General features: G+C 61.9%; 17 protein-coding genes. 10 read left to right on the top strand and 7 right to left on the bottom strand.

What is annotated here, in order from left to right; translation table 11 throughout:
* Window positions 1-98 precede the first annotated feature (98 nt).
* Window positions 99-1,076, top strand: a complete 978-nt coding sequence (locus APH42_RS07590) for a L,D-transpeptidase family protein (protein WP_012271581.1) — start codon at window positions 99-101, stop codon at window positions 1,074-1,076.
* Window positions 1,077-1,208: 132 nt separating this feature from the next.
* On the opposite strand, the gene oprI is transcribed toward APH42_RS07590, so the two are convergent.
* Window positions 1,209-1,460, bottom strand: coding sequence for an outer membrane lipoprotei OprI (oprI, locus tag APH42_RS07585; protein ID WP_003259780.1), 252 nt, complete (start codon window positions 1,458-1,460; stop codon window positions 1,209-1,211).
* A gap of 506 nt (window positions 1,461-1,966) precedes the next feature.
* Here oprI and APH42_RS07580 point away from each other — a divergent pair.
* Window positions 1,967-2,248: a GNAT family N-acetyltransferase gene (locus APH42_RS07580; RefSeq protein WP_003250290.1), complete on the top strand. Its 282-nt coding sequence runs from the start codon at window positions 1,967-1,969 to the stop codon at window positions 2,246-2,248.
* A gap of 58 nt (window positions 2,249-2,306) precedes the next feature.
* On the opposite strand, the gene APH42_RS07575 is transcribed toward APH42_RS07580, so the two are convergent.
* Window positions 2,307-3,383 (bottom strand): 3-deoxy-7-phosphoheptulonate synthase, encoded by a 1,077-nt coding sequence (locus APH42_RS07575; RefSeq protein WP_012271583.1) that lies wholly within the window; start codon window positions 3,381-3,383, stop codon window positions 2,307-2,309.
* 232 nt (window positions 3,384-3,615) lie between these two features.
* Between APH42_RS07575 and APH42_RS07570 the strand changes: the two genes are divergently transcribed.
* The 3 genes from APH42_RS07570 to cysB all read left to right on the top strand — a co-directional run bounded on the left by APH42_RS07570 (window position 3,616) and on the right by cysB (window position 6,301).
* Window positions 3,616-4,563: a putative 2-dehydropantoate 2-reductase gene (locus APH42_RS07570; RefSeq protein ID WP_060493056.1), complete on the top strand. Its 948-nt coding sequence runs from the start codon at window positions 3,616-3,618 to the stop codon at window positions 4,561-4,563.
* Between the two features lie 136 nt (window positions 4,564-4,699).
* Complete coding sequence (locus tag APH42_RS07565; protein WP_060493055.1) at window positions 4,700-5,197, top strand: universal stress protein; 498 nt, start codon at window positions 4,700-4,702, stop codon at window positions 5,195-5,197.
* A 129-nt stretch (window positions 5,198-5,326) separates the two neighbouring features.
* Window positions 5,327-6,301: an HTH-type transcriptional regulator CysB gene (gene cysB / locus APH42_RS07560; protein ID WP_010953293.1), complete on the top strand. Its 975-nt coding sequence runs from the start codon at window positions 5,327-5,329 to the stop codon at window positions 6,299-6,301.
* A gap of 38 nt (window positions 6,302-6,339) precedes the next feature.
* Here the strand turns inward: cysB and APH42_RS07555 are convergent, their stop codons facing one another.
* From APH42_RS07555 to APH42_RS07535, 5 genes are all read right to left on the bottom strand, one after another.
* A complete protein-coding gene (locus APH42_RS07555) occupies window positions 6,340-7,074 on the bottom strand; it encodes a phosphoadenylyl-sulfate reductase (protein WP_003250299.1) in 735 nt (244 codons plus the stop codon).
* 79 nt (window positions 7,075-7,153) lie between these two features.
* Window positions 7,154-8,497, bottom strand: coding sequence for an aminodeoxychorismate synthase component I (pabB, locus tag APH42_RS07550; protein ID WP_060493054.1), 1,344 nt, complete (start codon window positions 8,495-8,497; stop codon window positions 7,154-7,156).
* A 154-nt stretch (window positions 8,498-8,651) separates the two neighbouring features.
* Window positions 8,652-9,632 (bottom strand): alpha-L-glutamate ligase-like protein, encoded by a 981-nt coding sequence (locus APH42_RS07545; protein ID WP_012271587.1) that lies wholly within the window; start codon window positions 9,630-9,632, stop codon window positions 8,652-8,654.
* Window positions 9,632-11,167 (bottom strand): inactive transglutaminase family protein, encoded by a 1,536-nt coding sequence (locus tag APH42_RS07540; RefSeq protein ID WP_012271588.1) that lies wholly within the window; start codon window positions 11,165-11,167, stop codon window positions 9,632-9,634. The genes APH42_RS07545 and APH42_RS07540 overlap by 1 nt, the downstream gene beginning before the upstream one ends.
* Window positions 11,168-11,172: 5 nt before the next feature.
* On the bottom strand, window positions 11,173-11,709 hold the full coding sequence (locus tag APH42_RS07535) for an ATP-dependent zinc protease (protein ID WP_012271589.1): 537 nt from the start codon (window positions 11,707-11,709) through the stop codon (window positions 11,173-11,175).
* A gap of 306 nt (window positions 11,710-12,015) precedes the next feature.
* On the opposite strand from APH42_RS07535, the gene APH42_RS07530 reads away from it, so the two are divergent.
* The 5 genes from APH42_RS07530 to prpF form a co-directional block, all read left to right on the top strand.
* Window positions 12,016-12,732 carry a GntR family transcriptional regulator gene (locus tag APH42_RS07530; protein ID WP_012271590.1) on the top strand — a complete coding sequence of 239 codons (717 nt, stop codon included), beginning with the start codon at window positions 12,016-12,018 and terminating at the stop codon, window positions 12,730-12,732.
* A complete protein-coding gene (gene prpB / locus APH42_RS07525; protein ID WP_060493053.1) occupies window positions 12,729-13,619 on the top strand; it encodes a methylisocitrate lyase in 891 nt (296 codons plus the stop codon). The genes APH42_RS07530 and prpB overlap by 4 nt, the downstream gene beginning before the upstream one ends.
* Window positions 13,620-13,679: 60 nt before the next feature.
* The gene (prpC, locus tag APH42_RS07520; RefSeq protein WP_060493052.1) at window positions 13,680-14,807 is read left to right on the top strand and encodes a 2-methylcitrate synthase; all 1,128 of its coding nucleotides are present in this window, start codon (window positions 13,680-13,682) and stop codon (window positions 14,805-14,807) included.
* A 169-nt stretch (window positions 14,808-14,976) separates the two neighbouring features.
* Window positions 14,977-17,565, top strand: coding sequence for a Fe/S-dependent 2-methylisocitrate dehydratase AcnD (acnD, locus tag APH42_RS07515; protein WP_060493051.1), 2,589 nt, complete (start codon window positions 14,977-14,979; stop codon window positions 17,563-17,565).
* A gap of 64 nt (window positions 17,566-17,629) precedes the next feature.
* A partial coding sequence (gene prpF, locus APH42_RS07510; RefSeq protein ID WP_060493050.1) for a 2-methylaconitate cis-trans isomerase PrpF occupies window positions 17,630-18,456 on the top strand: 827 nt, incomplete at its 3' end.

Genomic DNA, 18,456 nt, shown 5'->3' with positions numbered 1-18,456 from the left:
CATCATCTGAAACGCTTGCATGACGCCAATGCCTCCCGCTTGCACTGGCGCGGGTGTACAATCGATCCTCTTGACCCACCTTTCGAAGGATTTACCGGATGTTGCCGCGCTTTCCTGCCGTCACCCGTAGCCTGTCCCTGGCCGCCCTGCTGGTAGCGGGCCCCGCTGCTGCGCTGGAGCTGCCACTGCCACCGCCCGGTGAAGACATCGTCGGCCAGGTGCATGTGATCAAGGCAAAGTACGAGGACACGTTCGCCGATATCGGCACCGCCAACGACCTCGGCTACCTGGAAATGATTGCCGCCAACCCGGGCGTCGACCCCTGGCTGCCGGGCGCCGGCACCGAAATCATCCTGCCGACCCGTTACGTCTTGCCGCCGGGCCCGCGTGAAGGCATCGTCATCAATCTGGCCGAGTACCGCCTGTATTACTTCCCGAAAGGGCAGAACGTGGTACATACCTTCCCGCTGGGTATTGGCCGGGAGGGTTGGGGTTCGCCGATCGCCAACACCAAGATCACTGCCAAGACGCCAAACCCGACCTGGACGCCGCCTGCCTCGATTCGCAAAGAGCACGCAGCGGACGGTGACATCCTGCCCGCCGTGGTGCCGGCTGGCCCGGACAACCCGCTGGGGCCGTTCAAGTTCACCTTGGGCGTGCCGGGCTACCTGATCCACGGTTCGAACAAGAAGTTCGGCATTGGCATGCGTACCAGCCACGGTTGCTTCCGCATGCTCAACAACAACGTGCTGGAACTGTCGAAGATGGTGCCGGTGGGTACTCCGGTACGCATCATCAACGAGCCGTACAAGTTTGGTATCAGTGGCGGCAAGGTCTATCTTGAGGCACACACGCCGCTGGATGACCAGGGTAACCCGTCAGTGGTGGACAAACACACCGCCGTTATCAATGCCTTGCTCAAGCGCGAAGACCTGGCCAATAACCTGCGCATGAACTGGGACATGGTGCGTGACGTGGTGGCTGCAGAAGATGGCATGCCGGTAGAAATTGCCGTGCCCGTGGAAAACCAGGGTGGCACACCAATGGTTACGAGCATTCCGCCCGAACTGCAGTAAGGTAATCGCGACACACCCGGGCCTGCCTTAGTGCAGGCCTTTTCGTACCCGCCTGACGCGTTTGCCCGTTTCACAGGCAATAAAAAAGCCGACCCACAAGTGGGTCGGCTTCTTAACAATCCGTGAGGATTATTACTTGCGGCTGGCTTTGTCCAGCATACGCAGAGCGCGCTCGTTGGCTTCGTCAGCGGTCTGCTGAGCCTTCTGAGCGGCTGCCAGTGCGTCGTCAGCCTTACGGTAGGCTTCGTCAGCACGGGCTTGAGCGCGAGCTGCTGCGTCTTCAGTCGCAGTCAGACGAGCTTCGGTTTCTTTGGATACGCTGCTGCAACCGGTAGCCAGAACTGCGGCCAGAGCCAGAGCAGAGAATTTCAGAACGTTGTTCATCGTGTTCCCCTTCAAGGACTTTCTATTAAATAGCCATCTCTCAGGAAAGAGAAACTGGCCGGCGTACATAGTACCCATTACTTGTAGTAAGTAAACTGACCGAGCGCAAGAACTGCAAAAAAAATGTTGCTTGACCCTGCGCCGACAAGATTTGCGACGCTTCTGTGAAAAAAACGTGCAGGGTTCGCAAGCGATTGTAGTACAGGAACTTTTTTGTTGAACTAAGGGTGACTTTAACTGTCCCTCAGCGTCTTAAGCCCTAGAACATCCGGCGGCTGTTGGGTGGGATGGGGAAAGTCGCCCTGATGCCATTTTGGCCATTTTTAACCGCCGCCACCTTGAGCAATCACGCTCGCGGCGCCTACTATCTTGTGAGTGCCAGAGGATCCGAACGATTACAATCGTCCAGTGGTCGAAGGGGCAACAGGTGGCGTAGAGATTCTGTGCCGGATAAACAACCATCGGTTAAGGTATGGGTCTGCCGAGAAGACCTGCAAGGAGTAGTGATGAGCGAAGCGCTGACCATCCACCATGACCAGGCGGGTCATCAGTTCGAGACCAACGTGGACGGTCATCGTGCCTATCTGACGTACATGGATTTGGGCAAGCAGACGCTGGACATCTATCGCACCTTCGTGCCCAACGCCCTGCGCGGCCGCGGGATCGCTGCCGCTTTGACCGAACGAGCCTTGGAGTACGCCGAGCAGATGGGCTACACGGTGATTCCGTCCTGCTCGTATGTGGAGCGCTACATGGAGCGCCAGCAGCGGCATTCAAGCAAAGCCTGAGCAGGCACCAGACACCAAAACGCCGGGCATTGCCCGGCGTTTTTCGTTGTTGCAATGCTTAGCCGCGCTTGCGCTGCGGCAGCACATCTTTCAGCTTGGTACGCATGCTGCGCAGGGTCTTCTCGGTAGCCGACCAGTCGATGCAGGCGTCGGTGATCGACACACCATACTGCAGCTCGTCCAGGTTTTTCGGTATCGACTGGCAGCCCCAGTTCAGGTGGCTTTCGACCATCAGGCCGATGATCGACTGGTTGCCTTCGAGGATCTGGTTGGCAACGTTTTCCATGACCAGCGGTTGCAGGGCCGGGTCCTTGTTGGAATTGGCATGGCTGCAGTCGACCATGATGTTGGCCTTGATCTTGGCCTTGGCCAGGTCCTGTTCGCACAGGGCAACGCTGACCGAGTCGTAGTTCGGCTTGCCGTTGCCGCCGCGCAGTACCACGTGGCCGTAAGGGTTGCCCTTGGTGGTAACGATCGATACACCGCCTTCCTGGTTGATACCCAGGAAGCGATGCGGCTTGGACACCGACTGCAAAGCGTTGATGGCAACGGTCAGGCCGCCGTCGGTGCCGTTCTTGAAGCCGACCGCCGAGGACAGGCCCGAGGCCATCTCGCGGTGGGTTTGCGACTCGGTGGTGCGAGCACCAATGGCCGACCAGCTGATAAGGTCTTGCAGGTATTGCGGGGAAATCGGGTCGAGCGCCTCGGTGGCAGTCGGCAGGCCCATTTCAGCCAGGTCCAGCAGCAGCTGGCGGCCGATGTGCAGGCCGTCCTGGATCTTGAACGAGTCATCCAGGTATGGGTCGTTGATCAGGCCTTTCCAGCCGACGGTGGTGCGTGGCTTTTCGAAGTACACGCGCATGACCAGGTACAGCGTATCGGACACTTCTTCGGCCAGCACTTTCAGGCGCTCGGCATACTCGTGGGCGGCCTTGATGTCGTGGATCGAGCAAGGGCCGACCACGACGAACAGGCGATGGTCCTTGCCGTCGAGAATATTGCGCACCACTTCACGGCCGGCAGTCACGGTCTGCAGGGCCTTGGCGCTGAGGGGGATTTCCTTCTTGAGCTGATCAGGGGTGATCAGGGTCTCGTTGGAGGCAACGTTCAAGTCATCGATCGGTAAATCAGCCATCGTGTTACTCGTCAGGTCACGGGTGCCGGCCGCCAACAATCCCCGTGCGGCCCAGCAGCAAGAATAATCGCAGCGGGGAGCCGAACCTTAGCGCGTTACAGGTGGCGCGACAATGGGCTAAGCCCAGTCATTGTGGGGTTTTTCCCTGTTCGAGGGGGTTGCGCGCGAATGGGCTGCCCAGCGCGTCTCAACCTGTGTAAAAAGAGGGCTGACCCTATAGCTGGAGATTGGCATGGATTCGAACACCCCGCGCATCGGCATCATCGGCAGTGGCGCCATTGGCGGCTTTTATGGGTTGATGCTGGCCCGGGCCGGTTTCGATGTGCATTTTCTGCTGCGCAGCGAGTATCAGGCCGTTCGCGAGCAGGGGCTTAGCCTGGACAGTGCCGTGCATGGCACGCTGCAAATGAAGGTGCAGGCTTACGTCAATGCCGCCGACATGCCGCCGTGTGACTGGCTGCTGATCGGTGCCAAGGCCACCAGCAACGCGCAGCTTGCGCCGTTGATCGTCCAGGCCGCTGCGCCCGGCGCCAAGGTGGTGCTGTTGCAGAATGGCCTGGGTGTGGAGGAACAGTTGCGCTCGGCCTTGCGCAGCGACATGCATCTGCTTGGCGGCCTGTGCTTCATCTGTGTCAATCGCCAGGCACCGGGTGTAATCCGTCACCAGGCTCTAGGTGCGGTCAATCTGGGGTACCACAGCGGGCCGGCCATTGATGGTGGCGCCGCGCTGGTCGCGGAAGGCGCCGGGTTGTTCCAGGCCGCGGGCATCGATTCGCAGGCCATGCCGAACCTGGCCCTGGCTCGCTGGCAGAAGTTGGTGTGGAACGTGCCTTACAACGGCCTGTCGGTGCTGCTGGGGGCGAGCACCACGCCGCTGATGGCCGAGCGCCATAGTCGCGAGCTGATCCAGGCCTTGATGGCCGAGGTGGTGCAGGGGGCGGAAGCCTGTGGCCATGTGTTACCGGAGGGCTACGCCGAGCACTTGTTCCAGGTGACCGAGCGCATGCCCGACTACTGGCCGAGCATGTACCACGACCATGCCCACCAGCGCCCCCTTGAACTGCAGGCTATCTATGCCGAGCCGCTGGCACGCGCTCGGGCGGCGGGGTGCAGCCTGCCACGCATGGAGATGCTGTATCAGGCGCTGAGTTTCATCGACAGCAGTGATCGGCCCCACTGAAGGCGGCTTCGGCCTTGGCGGCACTCGCTGTGGGTCGCTCCAGCCCACGCCAGCAGCGCGCCGGACGGCAAAGCGTGCATCCGGCGCGCTGCTAAGCTGAAGCTTGCTCTGCCGCTGCGGCAGTCGAGGAGGTCGAATGATCCGCTCCATGCTGTACGCCACCGACCTCGGTGTCTACGCCCCTTTCGTGATGCAGCACGCGCTGGCGTTGGCGCGCACGTTCAACGCCGAATTGTATGTGATTCACGCGGTAGAGCCGATGGGCCAGTTCGCCGAATCCCTCCTGCAAAGCTACCTCGATGAGCAGACGCTCGACCAGTTGCATAGCCAAGGCGTGAACACGGTGATGGCGAATATAGAGCAGCGGGTGCTGGAAAGCTTTCGCGACGAGCTAGGTGAAGAAGCCGATCTGGCGGTGATCAAAGCCGTGCGGGTACGGCAGGGCGACCCGGCCCAAGTGATTCTCGACCAGGCGCAGCGGCTAAGCGTCGACCTGTTGATATTCGGTAGCCACAGCGCCGGTGCCGGGGTGGACGTACCGCTGGGGCGCACGGCGGTGCGGCTGCTGCAATTGTCGCCGGTGCCGGTGTACATGGTGCCTTTGGCGCAGCACCTGGGGCGTAGGAAAACATGAAGATGGCTGTAGGCCATTTCCGGCTGGCGCGTAACAAAATAGTTCTAGATTTATTTCCAGAACCACTAATATAGTTATATATCGTCGCTGCCTGCTGCCGCGGACTCATCGCTGAACCGAGGGGAACCTATGAAGCTTCAACAACTGCGCTACATCTGGGAAGTGGCGCACCATGACCTCAACGTCTCCGCGACGGCGCAGAGCCTGTATACCTCCCAGCCAGGTATCAGCAAGCAGATCCGCCTGCTCGAAGACGAACTGGGTGTTGAAGTCTTTGCCCGCAGTGGCAAGCATCTGACCCGCGTTACTCCGGCCGGTGAGCGCATCATCAATACCGCAGGCGAAATCCTGCGCAAGGTCGAGAGCATCAAGCAGATCGCCCAGGAGTTCTCCAACGAGAAGAAGGGCACGCTGTCCATTGCCACTACCCATACCCAGGCGCGTTATGCACTGCCGCCGGTAATCAGCAGTTTCATCAAGCAATACCCGGAAGTGTCCCTGCACATGCATCAGGGCTCACCCATGCAGATTGCCGAGATGGCTGCGGACGGTACGGTCGACTTCGCTATCGCTACCGAGGCGCTGGAGCTGTTCGGCGACCTGATCATGATGCCGTGCTACAAGTGGAACCGTTGCGTGGTGGTGCCGCAAGGTCACCCACTGGCCAAGCTGCCGAAGCTGACCCTGGAAGCCGTTGCCGAATACCCGATCGTTACCTACGTGTTCGGTTTCACCGGGCGTTCGAAGCTGGACGAAGCCTTCAACCACCGAGGCCTCACGCCGAAAGTTGTATTCACCGCGGCTGACGCCGACGTGATCAAGACCTATGTACGCTTGGGGTTGGGCGTGGGCATCGTTGCTGGCATGGCCGTGGATGCCAAGCTCGACAGTGACCTGGTGGCCCTGGACGCCAGCGAGCTGTTCGAAGCCAGCATTACCAAGATCGGCTTCCGCCGTGGCACCTTCCTGCGTGGCTTCATGTGCGACTTCATCGAGAAGTTCGCCCCGCACCTGACCCGCGAAGTGATGGCCAAGGCGATTCAGTGCCATAACAAGCAGGAGCTGGAAGAACTTTTCGAAGGCGTCGAACTGCCAGTGCACTGATTCAAGAATGCTGGGGCTGCATAGCAGCCCCGGCTATTTCAAGCCTTGCTGATCAGGTTGCCCGCGTGCAACCCGCATTCCTTCTGCGTCGACTCTTCCCACCACCAACGCCCTTCACGCTCATGCTGGTTCGGCAGCACCGGCCGGGTGCACGGCTCGCAACCAATGCTGATGAAGCCGCGTTCATGCAGGCTGTTGTAAGGCAGTTCAAGCATGCGGATATAGCCCCACACCTCTTCACTGCTCATCTGCGCCAGCGGGTTGAACTTGTACAGCGTACGTTCAGGGGTGGAGAAGGCACTGTCGATTTCCAGTGCCGCCACCTGGCTGCGGGTGCCCGGGCTCTGGTCGCGGCGCTGGCCGGTAGCCCAAGCGCTGACGGTGGCCAACTTGCGGCGCAACGGCTCGATCTTGCGAATGCCGCAGCACTCCCCATGGCCATCCTTGTAGAAGCTGAACAGGCCCTTTTCCTTGACGAACGGGTCGAGCTTGGCCCGATCAGGGCTGAGGATTTCGATCGGCAGGTTGTACTGCTCGCGTACCTGGTCGATGAACCGGTAGGTCTCCGGGTGCAGGCGACCGGTGTCGAGGCTGAACACCTTGACTTGCTTGTTCAGCTTCCAGGCCATGTCGACCAGCACCACGTCCTCGGCGCCGCTGAAGGAGATCCACAGGTCATCACCAAAATGCTCGAACGCGAGCTTGAGAATGTCCTGTGGGGACTTGTTGGCGTAGGTCGCGGCCAGGGCGGCGACGTCGAAGGGTTGGCTCATCAGGCGGTTTCCATCTTGGCTGTGGCGCTGTGCGCTCGTAATGAGGTGATGGTAACAAAAAAACGCGGGCTAGACGGACTCACAAGCCCTGCAAGGTTTGCATCAGCACCCGCACTTTAGCGATCGACTCTTCATATTCGGCCTGCCACTCGGAGTCGGCTACCACCGCGCCGCCGCCCCAGCAACTGACCTGGCCGTCCTTGACCAGCAGGCTGCGAATGGCAATGGAGCTGTCCATCTCGCCGCGCACATCCACATACAGCATAGAGCCGCAGTACAGCGCACGGCGCGATGGCTCCAGCTCGTCGATGATCTGCATGGCGCGGATTTTCGGTGCACCGGTGATCGAGCCGCCGGGGAAGCTGTCGCCGATCAGGTCCAGCGCGTCCTTGTCGCTGGCCAGCTGGCCGGTGATGCTGCTGACCAGGTGGTGGACGTTGGGGTAGCTCTCCAGGCTGAACAGCTCCGGTACCTGCACTGAACCGATTTTGCAGGTGCGCCCCAAATCGTTGCGCAGCAGGTCGACGATCATCAGGTTTTCCGAGCGGTCCTTGGGGCTGTGCAGCAACTCTTCGGCATTGCGCGTGTCTTCGGTCGGGTCGCTGGCGCGTGGGCGGGTGCCCTTGATGGGTCGGGTTTCCACCTGGCCCTGGTTGACGCGAATGAAGCGTTCAGGCGAAAAGCTCAGTAAGGCGCTGCCGTCGGCCAGTTGCTGGTAGCCGGAGAACGGCGTTGGGCAGGCCTGGCGCAGGGCCTGGTAGGCGCGCCACGGGTCGCCCTGGCAGGGCGCGCGGAAGCGTTGGGTGAGGTTGATCTGGTAGCAGTCACCGGCCTGGATGTAGCGTTGTACCTGGTCAAAGGCTGCTTTGTACTGCTCGGGCTGCAGGTCGCCGGCCATCGGCGCGAGCAGCTGGAACTCGCCGGCTTCGGCGTTGATTTCGCCTTGGAACAGGCTGATCAGGCGTTGGCGTTCGTCAGCTGCCAGGTTTGGGTGAAACACCAGTTGGCTGGTGCCGAGCAGATGGTCGCTGACCAATGCCCAAGCGTACAGGCCCAGTTGGGCGTCTGGCAGGCCGAGGTCGTCCACGGCATGGCTTGGCAGGTGTTCTAGGCGGCGTCCGAAGTCATAGCTCAGGTAGCCGATCAGGCCGCCGGCGAAGGGCAGTTCTACACCGTCGGGCAAGTCGGCGTAACCCAGTTGAGCCAGGCCGACCCGCAGGCGCTGAAGGAAGGCGCGGCCTTCTTCGTGCGGGTGCGCTCGCAACTGTTGCAGCGGCCAGGCGCTGAGCAGGTCGAAGCGGCCGCGTTCGGCGCCAGGGCGGGCGCTGTCGAGCAGAATTGCGCCGGGGGCCTGGCGCAGGCGGGCGAAATAGGCGGCAGGGTCGGGCTGGTAGGGCAGGGGGTAAAGCGTACAGGTCGGCATCAGTGTGGACGGCGATGTAAAAGCGAGGAGGGCGATTGTAGACCTGTGTAGGAAAAGCGCCTAGCACTGGGCGCGACATTCAACATTGTGTTTGGCCCATTCGCAGCACAAGGCTGATCCTGCATTAGGGGCTGCAATGCAGCCCCCCGGTATCTCAGCGGTTGGGTACGTGCCCAAACAGCCCTTGCGCGACCCGTACCCGCTGCTCGGCATCCTCGGTCACGCCGTCCTTGGCCAGCGCTTCGATATGCGCCTCGATGGCATGGGTACGCTGGGTCAAACCGCAGTCGTTGGCAATCTGGATGTTCAGTCCCGGGCGGGCATTGAGCTCCAGAATCAACGGCCCCTTTTCCTGGTCCAGCACCATGTCCACGCCAATGTAGCCCAAGCCGCACAGCTCGTAACAGCCGGCGGCCAGCTTCATGAAACCGTCCCAGTTCGGCAGCTGCACGCCGTCCACCGCATTGGTGGTGTCCGGGTGTTTGCTGATGATGTTGTTCAGCCAGGTGCCACGCAGGGTCACGCCGGTGGCCAGGTCCACACCCACACCAATGGCGCCCTGGTGCAGGTTGGCCTTGCCACCGGACTGGCGGGTTGGCAGGCGCAGCATGGCCATTACCGGGTAGCCCATCAGCACGATGATGCGGATATCCGGCACGCCTTCGTAGCTGATGCTCTTGAAGATTTGGTCCGGGGTCACCCGGTACTCGATCAGCGCGCGGTCGCGGTGCCCGCCGAGCGAGTACAGGCCAGTGAGGATGCTGGAAATCTGGTGCTCGATTTCCTCATGGCTGATGATCTTGCCCGACACCGTGCGGTAGCGGTCTTCGAAGCGGTCGGCGATCACCAGGATGCCGTCACCGCCGGCGCCCTGCGCCGGCTTGATGACGAAATCGTTGCGCCCGCCAATGATCTGGTCGAGCTTCTCGATCTCTTTTTCGGTCTCGATGATGCCGTACATTTCCGGCACATGGATGCCGGCCGCCAGGGCACGCTCCTTGGTGATGATCTTGTCGTCGACGATCGGGTACAGGTGGCGCTTGTTGTACTTCAACACGTAGTCCGCGTTGCGCCGGTTGATACCCATGATGCCCCGGGCCTCCAGGGCTTTCCACGTCTTGATCAGGCCAAACATCAGGCGTCAGCCTTCTTCAGAAAAGCCTTGAAACGCACGAGCTCGGTCAGGCGGTAGCCGCGATAACGGCCCATCGCCAGCATGAAGCCCACCAGGATCAGCAGTACGGCCGGGAAGGTGAATACGAAGTACACCAGTTCCGGCACCATCATCAGCAGGTGTGCCACCGAGGCGGCGAACAGGGTGCCGATGGCCACTTTCATGGCATGGCCGCCGCCACGCTCTTCCCAGGTGATCGACAGGCGTTCGATGGTCATGGTCAGGATCACCATCGGGAACAGCGCCACCGACAGCCCGCGCTCCAGGCCCAGTTTATGGCTGAACAGGCTGATGGCGGCGATCAGTACCACGACGAAGGTCAGCACCACCGACAGGCGTGGCAGCATCTGCAGCTTGAGGTGTTCCAGGTACGAGCGCAGTGACAGGCCCAGGGCGGTGATCACCGTGAACAGCACGATGCCAAAGCCTAGCTGGGTCTCGCGGAAGGCCAGGGCAATCAGTACCGGTGTGAAGGTACCCAGGGTCTGCAGGCCGATGAGGTTGCGCAACACCAGGATCACCAGCACGCCGATCGGGATCATGACCATGATCATGAAGGTTTGCTGGGTTTGCAGCGGCAGGCCGTACAACGAGTACTCGAGGAAGTCGGCGTCGGTGTTCTCGTCGGTCAGCTTGGCCAGGCGAATGGCGTTCATCTCGCTGTTGTTCATGCTGAAGGTGACGTTGGCCTTCTTGCCGCCATCGACGGTGATCAGGTTGTCGTCACCCGTCCACCACAGCAGGCGGTCGCTCGGCAGGCCTTGCTCGCCGGTGTCCGGGTTGAAGTACAGCCAGTCGTTGCCGTTGAAGCTGCGCAGCCACAGTTCCGGGGTCTGCGGGGTGTCGGCGACCAGGCGGATGGTGTGCACCTTTTCCATCGGCACGTGGGCGATCGACAGCAGCAGGTCGATGATCTGGGCCTTCTTCATGGCCGAAGTGTCGCCGGCCAGCAGCAGCTTGACGTTGTCATCATTGAGGTTGTTGACCCGCTTGATGGTCTCGCTGACGAAGGTTTCGACGTCGGCCGAGTGCTGGCGGATCGGTGCCATCAGGGCTTCAGCGGCGATCTTCTCGGGGCCTTCGACGGCCAGGCTGTCACGGAAGGTCGGGCCTTTGACCGTGGTCTTCTCGTTGCTGTAGCGCTTGGTCAGCACCAGGCGGTAGTAGAGGGTCTGGTTGCCACTGGCGCGGCGGGCCGACCAGGTGACCTTGCGGTTGCCGTCGGCGCGGTTGACGCTGACCCCGTAGTTGTTGGAGATGAAGCTCTCGTTCAGGCTGACGTAGTCGCGGTTCAGCGGCGGCACGAACATCTGCACCTTGACCGGGTCCTTGGTGCTGGCCACGAACTCGACCTTGGCGTCGATGTTCCACAGGTCGTCGGTTTCATCCTCGGTCACCGGGATGCCGAGGAAGAAGATCTGATAAGCCGTGACCGCCACGCCCAATAGCACCAGTACGGTGATCAGGACTTTCAGATGGAGGGTAAGAGAGCGCATCGGGATTACTCTGCTTTGGGAGCGTCGGTGGCACAGGCAGGTTTGCCGGCCGCATATTTAAGGCTTGGGTCAACCAGCGCGTCGAAGTGCTTGAGCGCCTCGGAGCCGATCAGCAGCGGGAACTGGAAGGCGCTGCGGTCGGTGAGGTTCACTTCGATGGTGCGCATGGCCTGGCCCATGCAGATTTCGAGTTCGATGACCGGGCGGGCCGTGTAGGCCTTGCCCGATTCGGCATCATAGTCGCCAGCCCGGCGCTTGATCTTGCTTACGCGTGCCAGTGGGCGTTCGATCGGGTGCGAATGGGCCGCATCGATGGCGAGGTAGAAACGTACCCAGCTTTCGCCGTTGCGCTTGAACCGCTTGATGTCGCGGGCGCTGAGCGACGCGGTCTTGGCACCGGTGTCGAGCTTGGCGGCCACTTCCAGGTTCAGGTCGCCCAGCTGTGCGTATTCGTTGAGACCATACACGGTCTTGCCCGCAGCCTGGCCAAGGGCCGGCAGCAGGGTGAGGCATAGCAGCAATAAAACGGGTGTAAGTCTCATAATCCTGGCGCGGTGCAGTGCAAGGTTCTAGGCAAGGTTCGGGTCAAGGCGACTGGCAACGGCTGCGCAAGCTTCCTCGTGTATCTGTCAACAAGCATGAATGTATGACAGACAGGCTATCCATACCCCATTGGAGGCGCGGCATTCTATCACGCCGACGTCTTGACGCCAGCGGTGCGCGATCTGACAGCATCAAGGCGGTGATAGTTCGTTCTTAGACGATTGTCGACAATATTCATTTTGTCTTTGACTTGATGGGCTCTGTTGGTTAATTTCTGGCGAAGAGTTTTTCAAGGTGTCGACAATATGCAGGACCTTTCCACCCCTGGCCCAGTGCTGGCAGACGAAACGGAAACACTTTCCGAAAACGTCTTCCGGCGCATCCAGGCGGCCATCGTCAAGGGTGAAATCGCCCCCGGCAGCAAGATTTCCGAGCCGGAACTGGCGCGCACCTATGGCATCAGCCGTGGGCCGCTGCGCGAGGCTATCCACCGCCTTGAAGGCCAGCGCCTGCTGGTGCGCGTGCCGCATGTAGGGGCGAGGGTAGTGTCGCTCAACCACGCCGAGCTGATCGAACTGTACGAAATTCGCGAGTCCCTGGAAGGCATGGCCTGCCGGCTGGCGGCCGAACGCATGAGCCAGGCCGACATCGACGAGTTGCGCCGGGTGCTCGACACCCACGAGCGCGACGCTGCGTTCCAGGCCGGCCTGGGTTACTACCAGCAGGAAGGCGACTACGACTTCCACTACCGGATTATTCAGGGTAGCGGTAACCAGACCCTGGTCAAGATGCTCTGCGGCGAGCTGTACCAGCTGGTGCGCATGTACCGCATCCAGTTCTCCGCCACGCCCAACCGGCCGCGTCAGGCCTTTGCCGAGCACCACCGCATTCTCGATGCCATCGCCGACCGTGACGGCGAACTGGCCGAGCTCCTGATGCGCCGCCATATCGGTGCATCCAAACGCAATATCGAGCGCCACTATCTGGACGCCCACAACAACAGCCCACGAGGTGAGAAATGACTGTGAAGAGCACCCCCGGTCAGCGTTTCCGCGATGCCGTTGCCGCTGAACATCCGCTGCAGGTGGTTGGCGCCATCAATGCCAACCATGCCCTGTTGGCCAAGCGTGCCGGCTTCAAGGCCATCTACCTGTCCGGTGGAGGCGTGGCCGCAGGCTCCCTGGGCCTGCCGGACCTGGGCATCAGTGGCCTGGACGACGTGCTCACCGACGTGCGCCGTATCACCGATGTCTGCGACGTGCCGCTGTTGGTGGATGTCGATACCGGCTTCGGTGCCTCGGCCTTCAACGTTGCCCGTACCGTGCGCTCGATGAGCAAGTTCGGCGCTGCCGCGATCCATATCGAGGACCAGGTTGGCGCCAAGCGTTGCGGCCATCGCCCGAACAAGGAAATTGTCACCCAACAGGAAATGGTCGACCGCATCAAGGCTGCCGTGGATGCCCGCAGCGATGACAGCTTCGTGATCATGGCGCGTACCGACGCGTTGGCCGTCGAAGGCCTGAACGCTGCCCTGGACCGTGCCGAGGCCTGCATCGAGGCCGGCGCCGACATGATCTTCCCGGAAGCCATCACCGAACTGCAGATGTACAAGACTTTCGCCGATCGGGTGAAGGCACCGATTCTGGCCAACATCACCGAGTTCGGCGCCACGCCGCTGTACACCACCGAAGAACTGGCTTCGGTCGACGTGTCGCTGGTGCTGTACCCACTGTCGGCGTTCCGCGCCATGAACAAGGCGGCCGAGAACGTGTACACCGCGCTGCGTCGTGACGGCACGCAGAAAAACGTGATCGACACCATGCAAACCCGCATGGAGCTCTACGATGCCATCGGCTATCACGCCTTCGAGCAGAGCCTTGATGCGTTGTTTGCCCAGAAGAAGGGCTGAGCGACATCTCCCGAATTAGCCAGAAAGCATCCATAACAAATTCAAGAAAGGAGAAACACCATGGCCGAAGCAAAAGTACTCAGTGGCGCAGGCCTGCGTGGCCAGGTGGCCGGCCAGACTGCACTGTCGACCGTGGGCCAGGCCGGTGCCGGGCTGACCTATCGGGGTTACGATGTACGTGACCTGGCGGCCGGTGCCGAATTTGAAGAAGTCGCCTACCTGCTGCTGTACGGCGAGCTGCCAACCCAAGCCGAGCTTGCCGACTACAAACGCAAGCTCAAGGGCCTGCGTGACCTGCCGCAAGCATTGAAGGAGGTGCTGGAGCGCATCCCGCGCGACGCCCACCCGATGGACGTGATGCGCACTGGCTGTTCGGTGCTGGGAACCCTCGAACCCGAACTGACCTTCGAGGCCCAGCGCGACAAGACCGACCGCCTGCTGGCGCTTTTCCCGGCCGTGATGTGCTACTGGTACCGCTTCACCCACCATGGCGTACGCATTGACTGCACCAGCGATGAAGACACCCTCGGTGGCCACTTCCTGCACCTGCTGCACGGCAAGAAGCCAAGCGAGCTGCACGTCAAGGTCATGAACGTGTCGCTGATTCTCTACGCCGAGCACGAGTTCAACGCCTCGACCTTCACTGCGCGTGTCTGCGCCTCGACCCTGTCCGACCTGTACTCCTGCATTACCGCTGCCATCGGCTCGCTGCGCGGCCCGCTGCACGGCGGTGCCAACGAAGCCGCGATGGAGCTCATCGAGCGCTTCCAGAGCCCGCAGGAAGCCACTGCCGAGCTGCTGCGCATGCTCGAGCGCAAGGACAAGATCATGGGCTTCGGCCATGCCATCTACAAAGAGTCCGACCCGCGCAACGAGGTGATCAAGGGCTGGTCGAAGCAACTGGCCGACGAAGTGGGCGACAAGGTGCTGTACCCGGTTTCCGAAGCCATCGACAAGACCATGTGGGAGCAGAAGCGCCTGTTCCCGAACGCCGACTTCTACCATGCTTCGGCTTACCACTTCATGGGCATCCCGACCAAGCTGTTCACCCCGATCTTCGTCTGCTCGCGCCTGACCGGCTGGGCGGCGCACGTCTTCGAGCAGCGCGCCAACAACCGCATCATCCGCCCGAGCGCCGAGTATGTCGGCGTCGAGCAGCGCCAGTTCGTGCCGATCGAGCAGCGCTGAGTCAGAGATTGCTGGGGCTGCTGCGCAGCCCTTTCGCGACACAAGGCCGATCCCACAGGGACGGCGCAGTACCTGTGGGGGCGGCTTTGTGTCGCGAAAGGGGCGCGTAGCGCTCCCGAGGCCTGAGCCGCACCTGCCCCCGAATACCGTGACCGAGCCTGATAACGATATGAACACAGCATTCCGCAAGCACCTGCCAGGCACCGACCTGGACTACTTCGATGCCCGTGCGGCGGTCGAGGCGATCAAGCCCGGCGCCTACGACGGCCTGCCATACACCTCCCGCGTGCTCGCCGAAAACCTGGTGCGTCGCTGCGACCCAGCCACGCTCGACGCCTCGCTGAGCCAGCTGATCGAGCGCAAGCGCGACCTCGACTTCCCGTGGTTCCCGGCCCGCGTGGTGTGCCACGACATTCTCGGCCAAACCGCGCTGGTCGATCTCGCCGGCCTGCGTGATGCCATCGCCGATAAAGGTGGTGACCCGGCTGCCGTCAACCCGGTGGTGCCGGTGCAACTGATCGTCGACCACTCGCTGGCCGTGGAGTGCGGTGGTTTCGACCCGCAGGCTTTCGAGAAGAACCGCGCCATCGAAGACCGCCGCAACGAAGACCGCTTCCACTTCATCAACTGGACCAAGAAGGCGTTCAAGAACGTCGACGTGATCCAGCCGGGCAACGGCATCATGCACCAGATCAATCTGGAGAAGATGTCGCCGGTGATCCACAACGACCGTGGCGTGGCCTACCCGGACACCTGCGTCGGCACCGACAGCCACACCCCGCACGTCGATGCCCTGGGCGTGATCGCCATCGGCGTGGGCGGCCTGGAAGCCGAGAACGTGATGCTCGGGCGCGCCTCCTGGATGCGCCTGCCGGAAATCGTCGGCGTCGAGCTGACCGGCAAGCTGGCGCCGAACATCACCGCCACCGACCTGGTGCTGGCCCTGACCGAGTTCCTGCGCAAGCAGAAGGTGGTCGGCGCGTATCTGGAGTTTCACGGTGAGGGTGCCCGCGCCCTGACCCTGGGCGATCGCGCCACCATTTCCAACATGGCCCCGGAATACGGCGCCACTGCAGCGATGTTCGCCATCGACCAGCAGACCATCGACTACCTGCGCCTGACCGGCCGTGAAGAGCAGCAGGTCAAGCTGGTGGAGACCTACGCCAAGGCCGCCGGCCTGTGGGCCGACAGCCTGGGCGCTGCCGTTTATGAGCGTACCCTGAGCTTCGACCTGTCGAGCGTGGTGCGCAACATGGCCGGCCCGTCCAACCCGCATGCTCGCGTGGCCACCAGCGACCTGGCGGCCAAAGGCATCGCCGGCAGTTGGGAAGAGGTACCGGGGCAAATGCCTGATGGCGCGGTGATCATCGCCGCCATCACCAGTTGCACCAACACCAGTAACCCGCGCAACGTGATTGCCGCAGGCTTGATTGCACGCAATGCCAACCGGCTGGGGCTGGCCCGCAAGCCGTGGGTCAAGTCATCGCTGGCGCCAGGCTCCAAGGCCGTGCAGTTGTATCTGGAAGAGGCCGGCCTGGAGAAGGAACTGGAGCAACTCGGCTTTGGCATCGTCGCCTTCGCCTGCACCACTTGCAACGGTATGTCCGGCGCCCTCGACCCGGTGATCCAGCAAGAGATCATCGACCGCGACCTGTACGCCACCGCCGTGCTGTCGGGTAACCGCAACTTCGACGGGCGTATCCATCCGTATGCCAAACAGGCCTTCCTGGCTTCACCGCCGCTGGTGGTGGCCTACGCCATCGCCGGTACCATCCGCTTCGACATCGAGAAGGATGTGCTGGGTGTGGTCGATGGCAAGGAAATCCGCCTGAAGGATATCTGGCCCAGCGATGAAGAAATCGATGCCGTGGTGCGTGCCGCGGTCAAGCCGGAGCAGTTCCGCAAGGTGTATATCCCGATGTTCGCCATCGAGGAGGACCGTGGGCCGAAAGTGGCGCCGCTGTACGACTGGCGCCCGATGAGTACCTACATCCGCCGCCCACCCTACTGGGAAGGCGCCCTGGCGGGCGAGCGCACGTTGCGTGGCATGCGCCCGCTGGCGGTGCTGCCGGACAACATCACCACCGACCACCTGTCGCCATCGAACGCCATCATGCTCGACAGCGCCGCCGGTGAGTACCTGGCAAAAATGGGCCTGCCGGAAGAGGACTTCAACTCCTACGCTACCCACCGTGGCGACCACCTCACCGCCCAGCGCGCCACCTTTGCCAACCCCAAGCTGTTCAACGAAATGGTGCGCAAGGAAGATGGCAGCGTGAAGCAGGGCTCGCTGGCGCGTATCGAGCCGGAAGGCAAGGTCACCCGCATGTGGGAGGCGATCGAAACCTACATGCAGCGCAAGCAGCCGCTGATCATCGTTGCCGGTGCGGACTACGGCCAGGGCTCGTCCCGTGACTGGGCGGCCAAAGGTGTGCGCCTGGCGGGTGTCGAGGCAATCGTCGCCGAAGGCTTCGAGCGCATTCACCGCACCAACCTGGTGGGCATGGGCGTGTTACCGCTGGAGTTCAAACCGGGCACCGACCGCAAGACCTTGGGCCTGGACGGCAGCGAGACCTATGACGTGCTGGGCGCGCGTACGCCACGGGCGACCCTGACGTTAGTGGTTACCCGCAGCAATGGCGAGCGCCTTGACGTGCCGGTGACCTGCCGCCTGGACACCGCCGAGGAAGTGTCGATCTACGAAGCGGGCGGTGTGCTGCAGCGCTTTGCCCAGGACTTCCTCGAAGCGACCGTCTGAGTATGAAGCGGGGCCGCTTTGCGGCCCCAGGGTATTTCACCGGACTATCAGGATGCCCAAGACAATGGCACATGTACCGCAAGTAAAAATCCCCGCCACCTACATCCGCGGCGGCACCAGCAAAGGCGTGTTCTTCCGCCTGCAAGACCTGCCCGAGCAGGCGCAAATCCCCGGCCCCGCCCGCGATGCACTGCTGCTGCGGGTAATCGGCAGCCCCGACCCCTACGGCAAGCAGATCGACGGCATGGGCGGTGCGACGTCCAGCACCAGCAAGACCGTGATCCTGTCGCGAAGCATCAAGCCCGAACACGATGTCGATTACCTGTTCGGCCAAGTCAGCATCGACAAGGCCTTCGTCGACTGGAGCGGCAATTGCGGCAACCTGTCCGCTGCGGTCGGTTCGTTCGCCATCAGCAGCGGCCTGGTCGACCCGGCGCGCATACCGCGCAACGGTATCGCCACCGTGCGCATCTGGCAGGCGAACATCGGCAAGACCATCATCGCCCATGTGCCGGTCACCGAAGGCGAGGTGCAGGAAACCGGCGATTTCGAGCTGGACGGGGTGACCTTCCCGGCGGCCGAGGTGCAGCTGGAGTTTCTTGACCCGGCCGCCGACGAGGACGGCGACGGGGGTGCCATGTTCCCTACCGGCAAGCTGGTCGATGACCTGGAAGTGCCGGGTGTGGGCACCTTCAAGGCGACCTTGATCAATGCCGGCATCCCGACCATTTTTGTCAATGCTGCCGATATCGGCTACACCGGTACCGAACTGCAGGACGCTATCAATGGCGACCCGCAGGCACTGTTGCGTTTCGAGACCATTCGCGCCTATGGCGCCTTGCGCATGGGCCTGATCGACAATGTCGACCAGGCTGCCGGGCGTCAGCACAC

The organism is Pseudomonas sp. NBRC 111140 (assembly GCF_001320885.1).
GTDB lineage: Bacteria > Pseudomonadota > Gammaproteobacteria > Pseudomonadales > Pseudomonadaceae > Aquipseudomonas > Aquipseudomonas putida_P.
This window is presented reverse-complemented; position numbering and strand designations above follow the sequence as displayed.

Excerpts from the sequence above, each read along its gene's own strand:
- APH42_RS07580 (WP_003250290.1), top strand. The coding sequence starts at position 1,967 with ATGAGCGAAGCGCTGACCATCCACCATGACCAGGCGGGTCATCAGTTC.
- APH42_RS07545 (WP_012271587.1), bottom strand. The coding sequence starts at position 9,632 with ATGTTTGGCCTGATCAAGACGTGGAAAGCCCTGGAGGCCCGGGGCATC.
- APH42_RS07575 (WP_012271583.1), bottom strand. The coding sequence starts at position 3,383 with ATGGCTGATTTACCGATCGATGACTTGAACGTTGCCTCCAACGAGACC.
- oprI (WP_003259780.1), bottom strand. The coding sequence starts at position 1,460 with ATGAACAACGTTCTGAAATTCTCTGCTCTGGCTCTGGCCGCAGTTCTG.
- APH42_RS07555 (WP_003250299.1), bottom strand. The coding sequence starts at position 7,074 with ATGAGCCAACCCTTCGACGTCGCCGCCCTGGCCGCGACCTACGCCAAC.
- prpB (WP_060493053.1), top strand. The coding sequence starts at position 12,729 with ATGACTGTGAAGAGCACCCCCGGTCAGCGTTTCCGCGATGCCGTTGCC.
- APH42_RS07570 (WP_060493056.1), top strand. The coding sequence starts at position 3,616 with ATGGATTCGAACACCCCGCGCATCGGCATCATCGGCAGTGGCGCCATT.
- APH42_RS07535 (WP_012271589.1), bottom strand. The coding sequence starts at position 11,709 with ATGAGACTTACACCCGTTTTATTGCTGCTATGCCTCACCCTGCTGCCG.
- APH42_RS07540 (WP_012271588.1), bottom strand. The coding sequence starts at position 11,167 with ATGCGCTCTCTTACCCTCCATCTGAAAGTCCTGATCACCGTACTGGTG.
- pabB (WP_060493054.1), bottom strand. The coding sequence starts at position 8,497 with ATGCCGACCTGTACGCTTTACCCCCTGCCCTACCAGCCCGACCCTGCC.
- APH42_RS07530 (WP_012271590.1), top strand. The coding sequence starts at position 12,016 with ATGCAGGACCTTTCCACCCCTGGCCCAGTGCTGGCAGACGAAACGGAA.
- APH42_RS07565 (WP_060493055.1), top strand. The coding sequence starts at position 4,700 with ATGATCCGCTCCATGCTGTACGCCACCGACCTCGGTGTCTACGCCCCT.
- prpC (WP_060493052.1), top strand. The coding sequence starts at position 13,680 with ATGGCCGAAGCAAAAGTACTCAGTGGCGCAGGCCTGCGTGGCCAGGTG.
- cysB (WP_010953293.1), top strand. The coding sequence starts at position 5,327 with ATGAAGCTTCAACAACTGCGCTACATCTGGGAAGTGGCGCACCATGAC.
- APH42_RS07590 (WP_012271581.1), top strand. The coding sequence starts at position 99 with ATGTTGCCGCGCTTTCCTGCCGTCACCCGTAGCCTGTCCCTGGCCGCC.
- acnD (WP_060493051.1), top strand. The coding sequence starts at position 14,977 with ATGAACACAGCATTCCGCAAGCACCTGCCAGGCACCGACCTGGACTAC.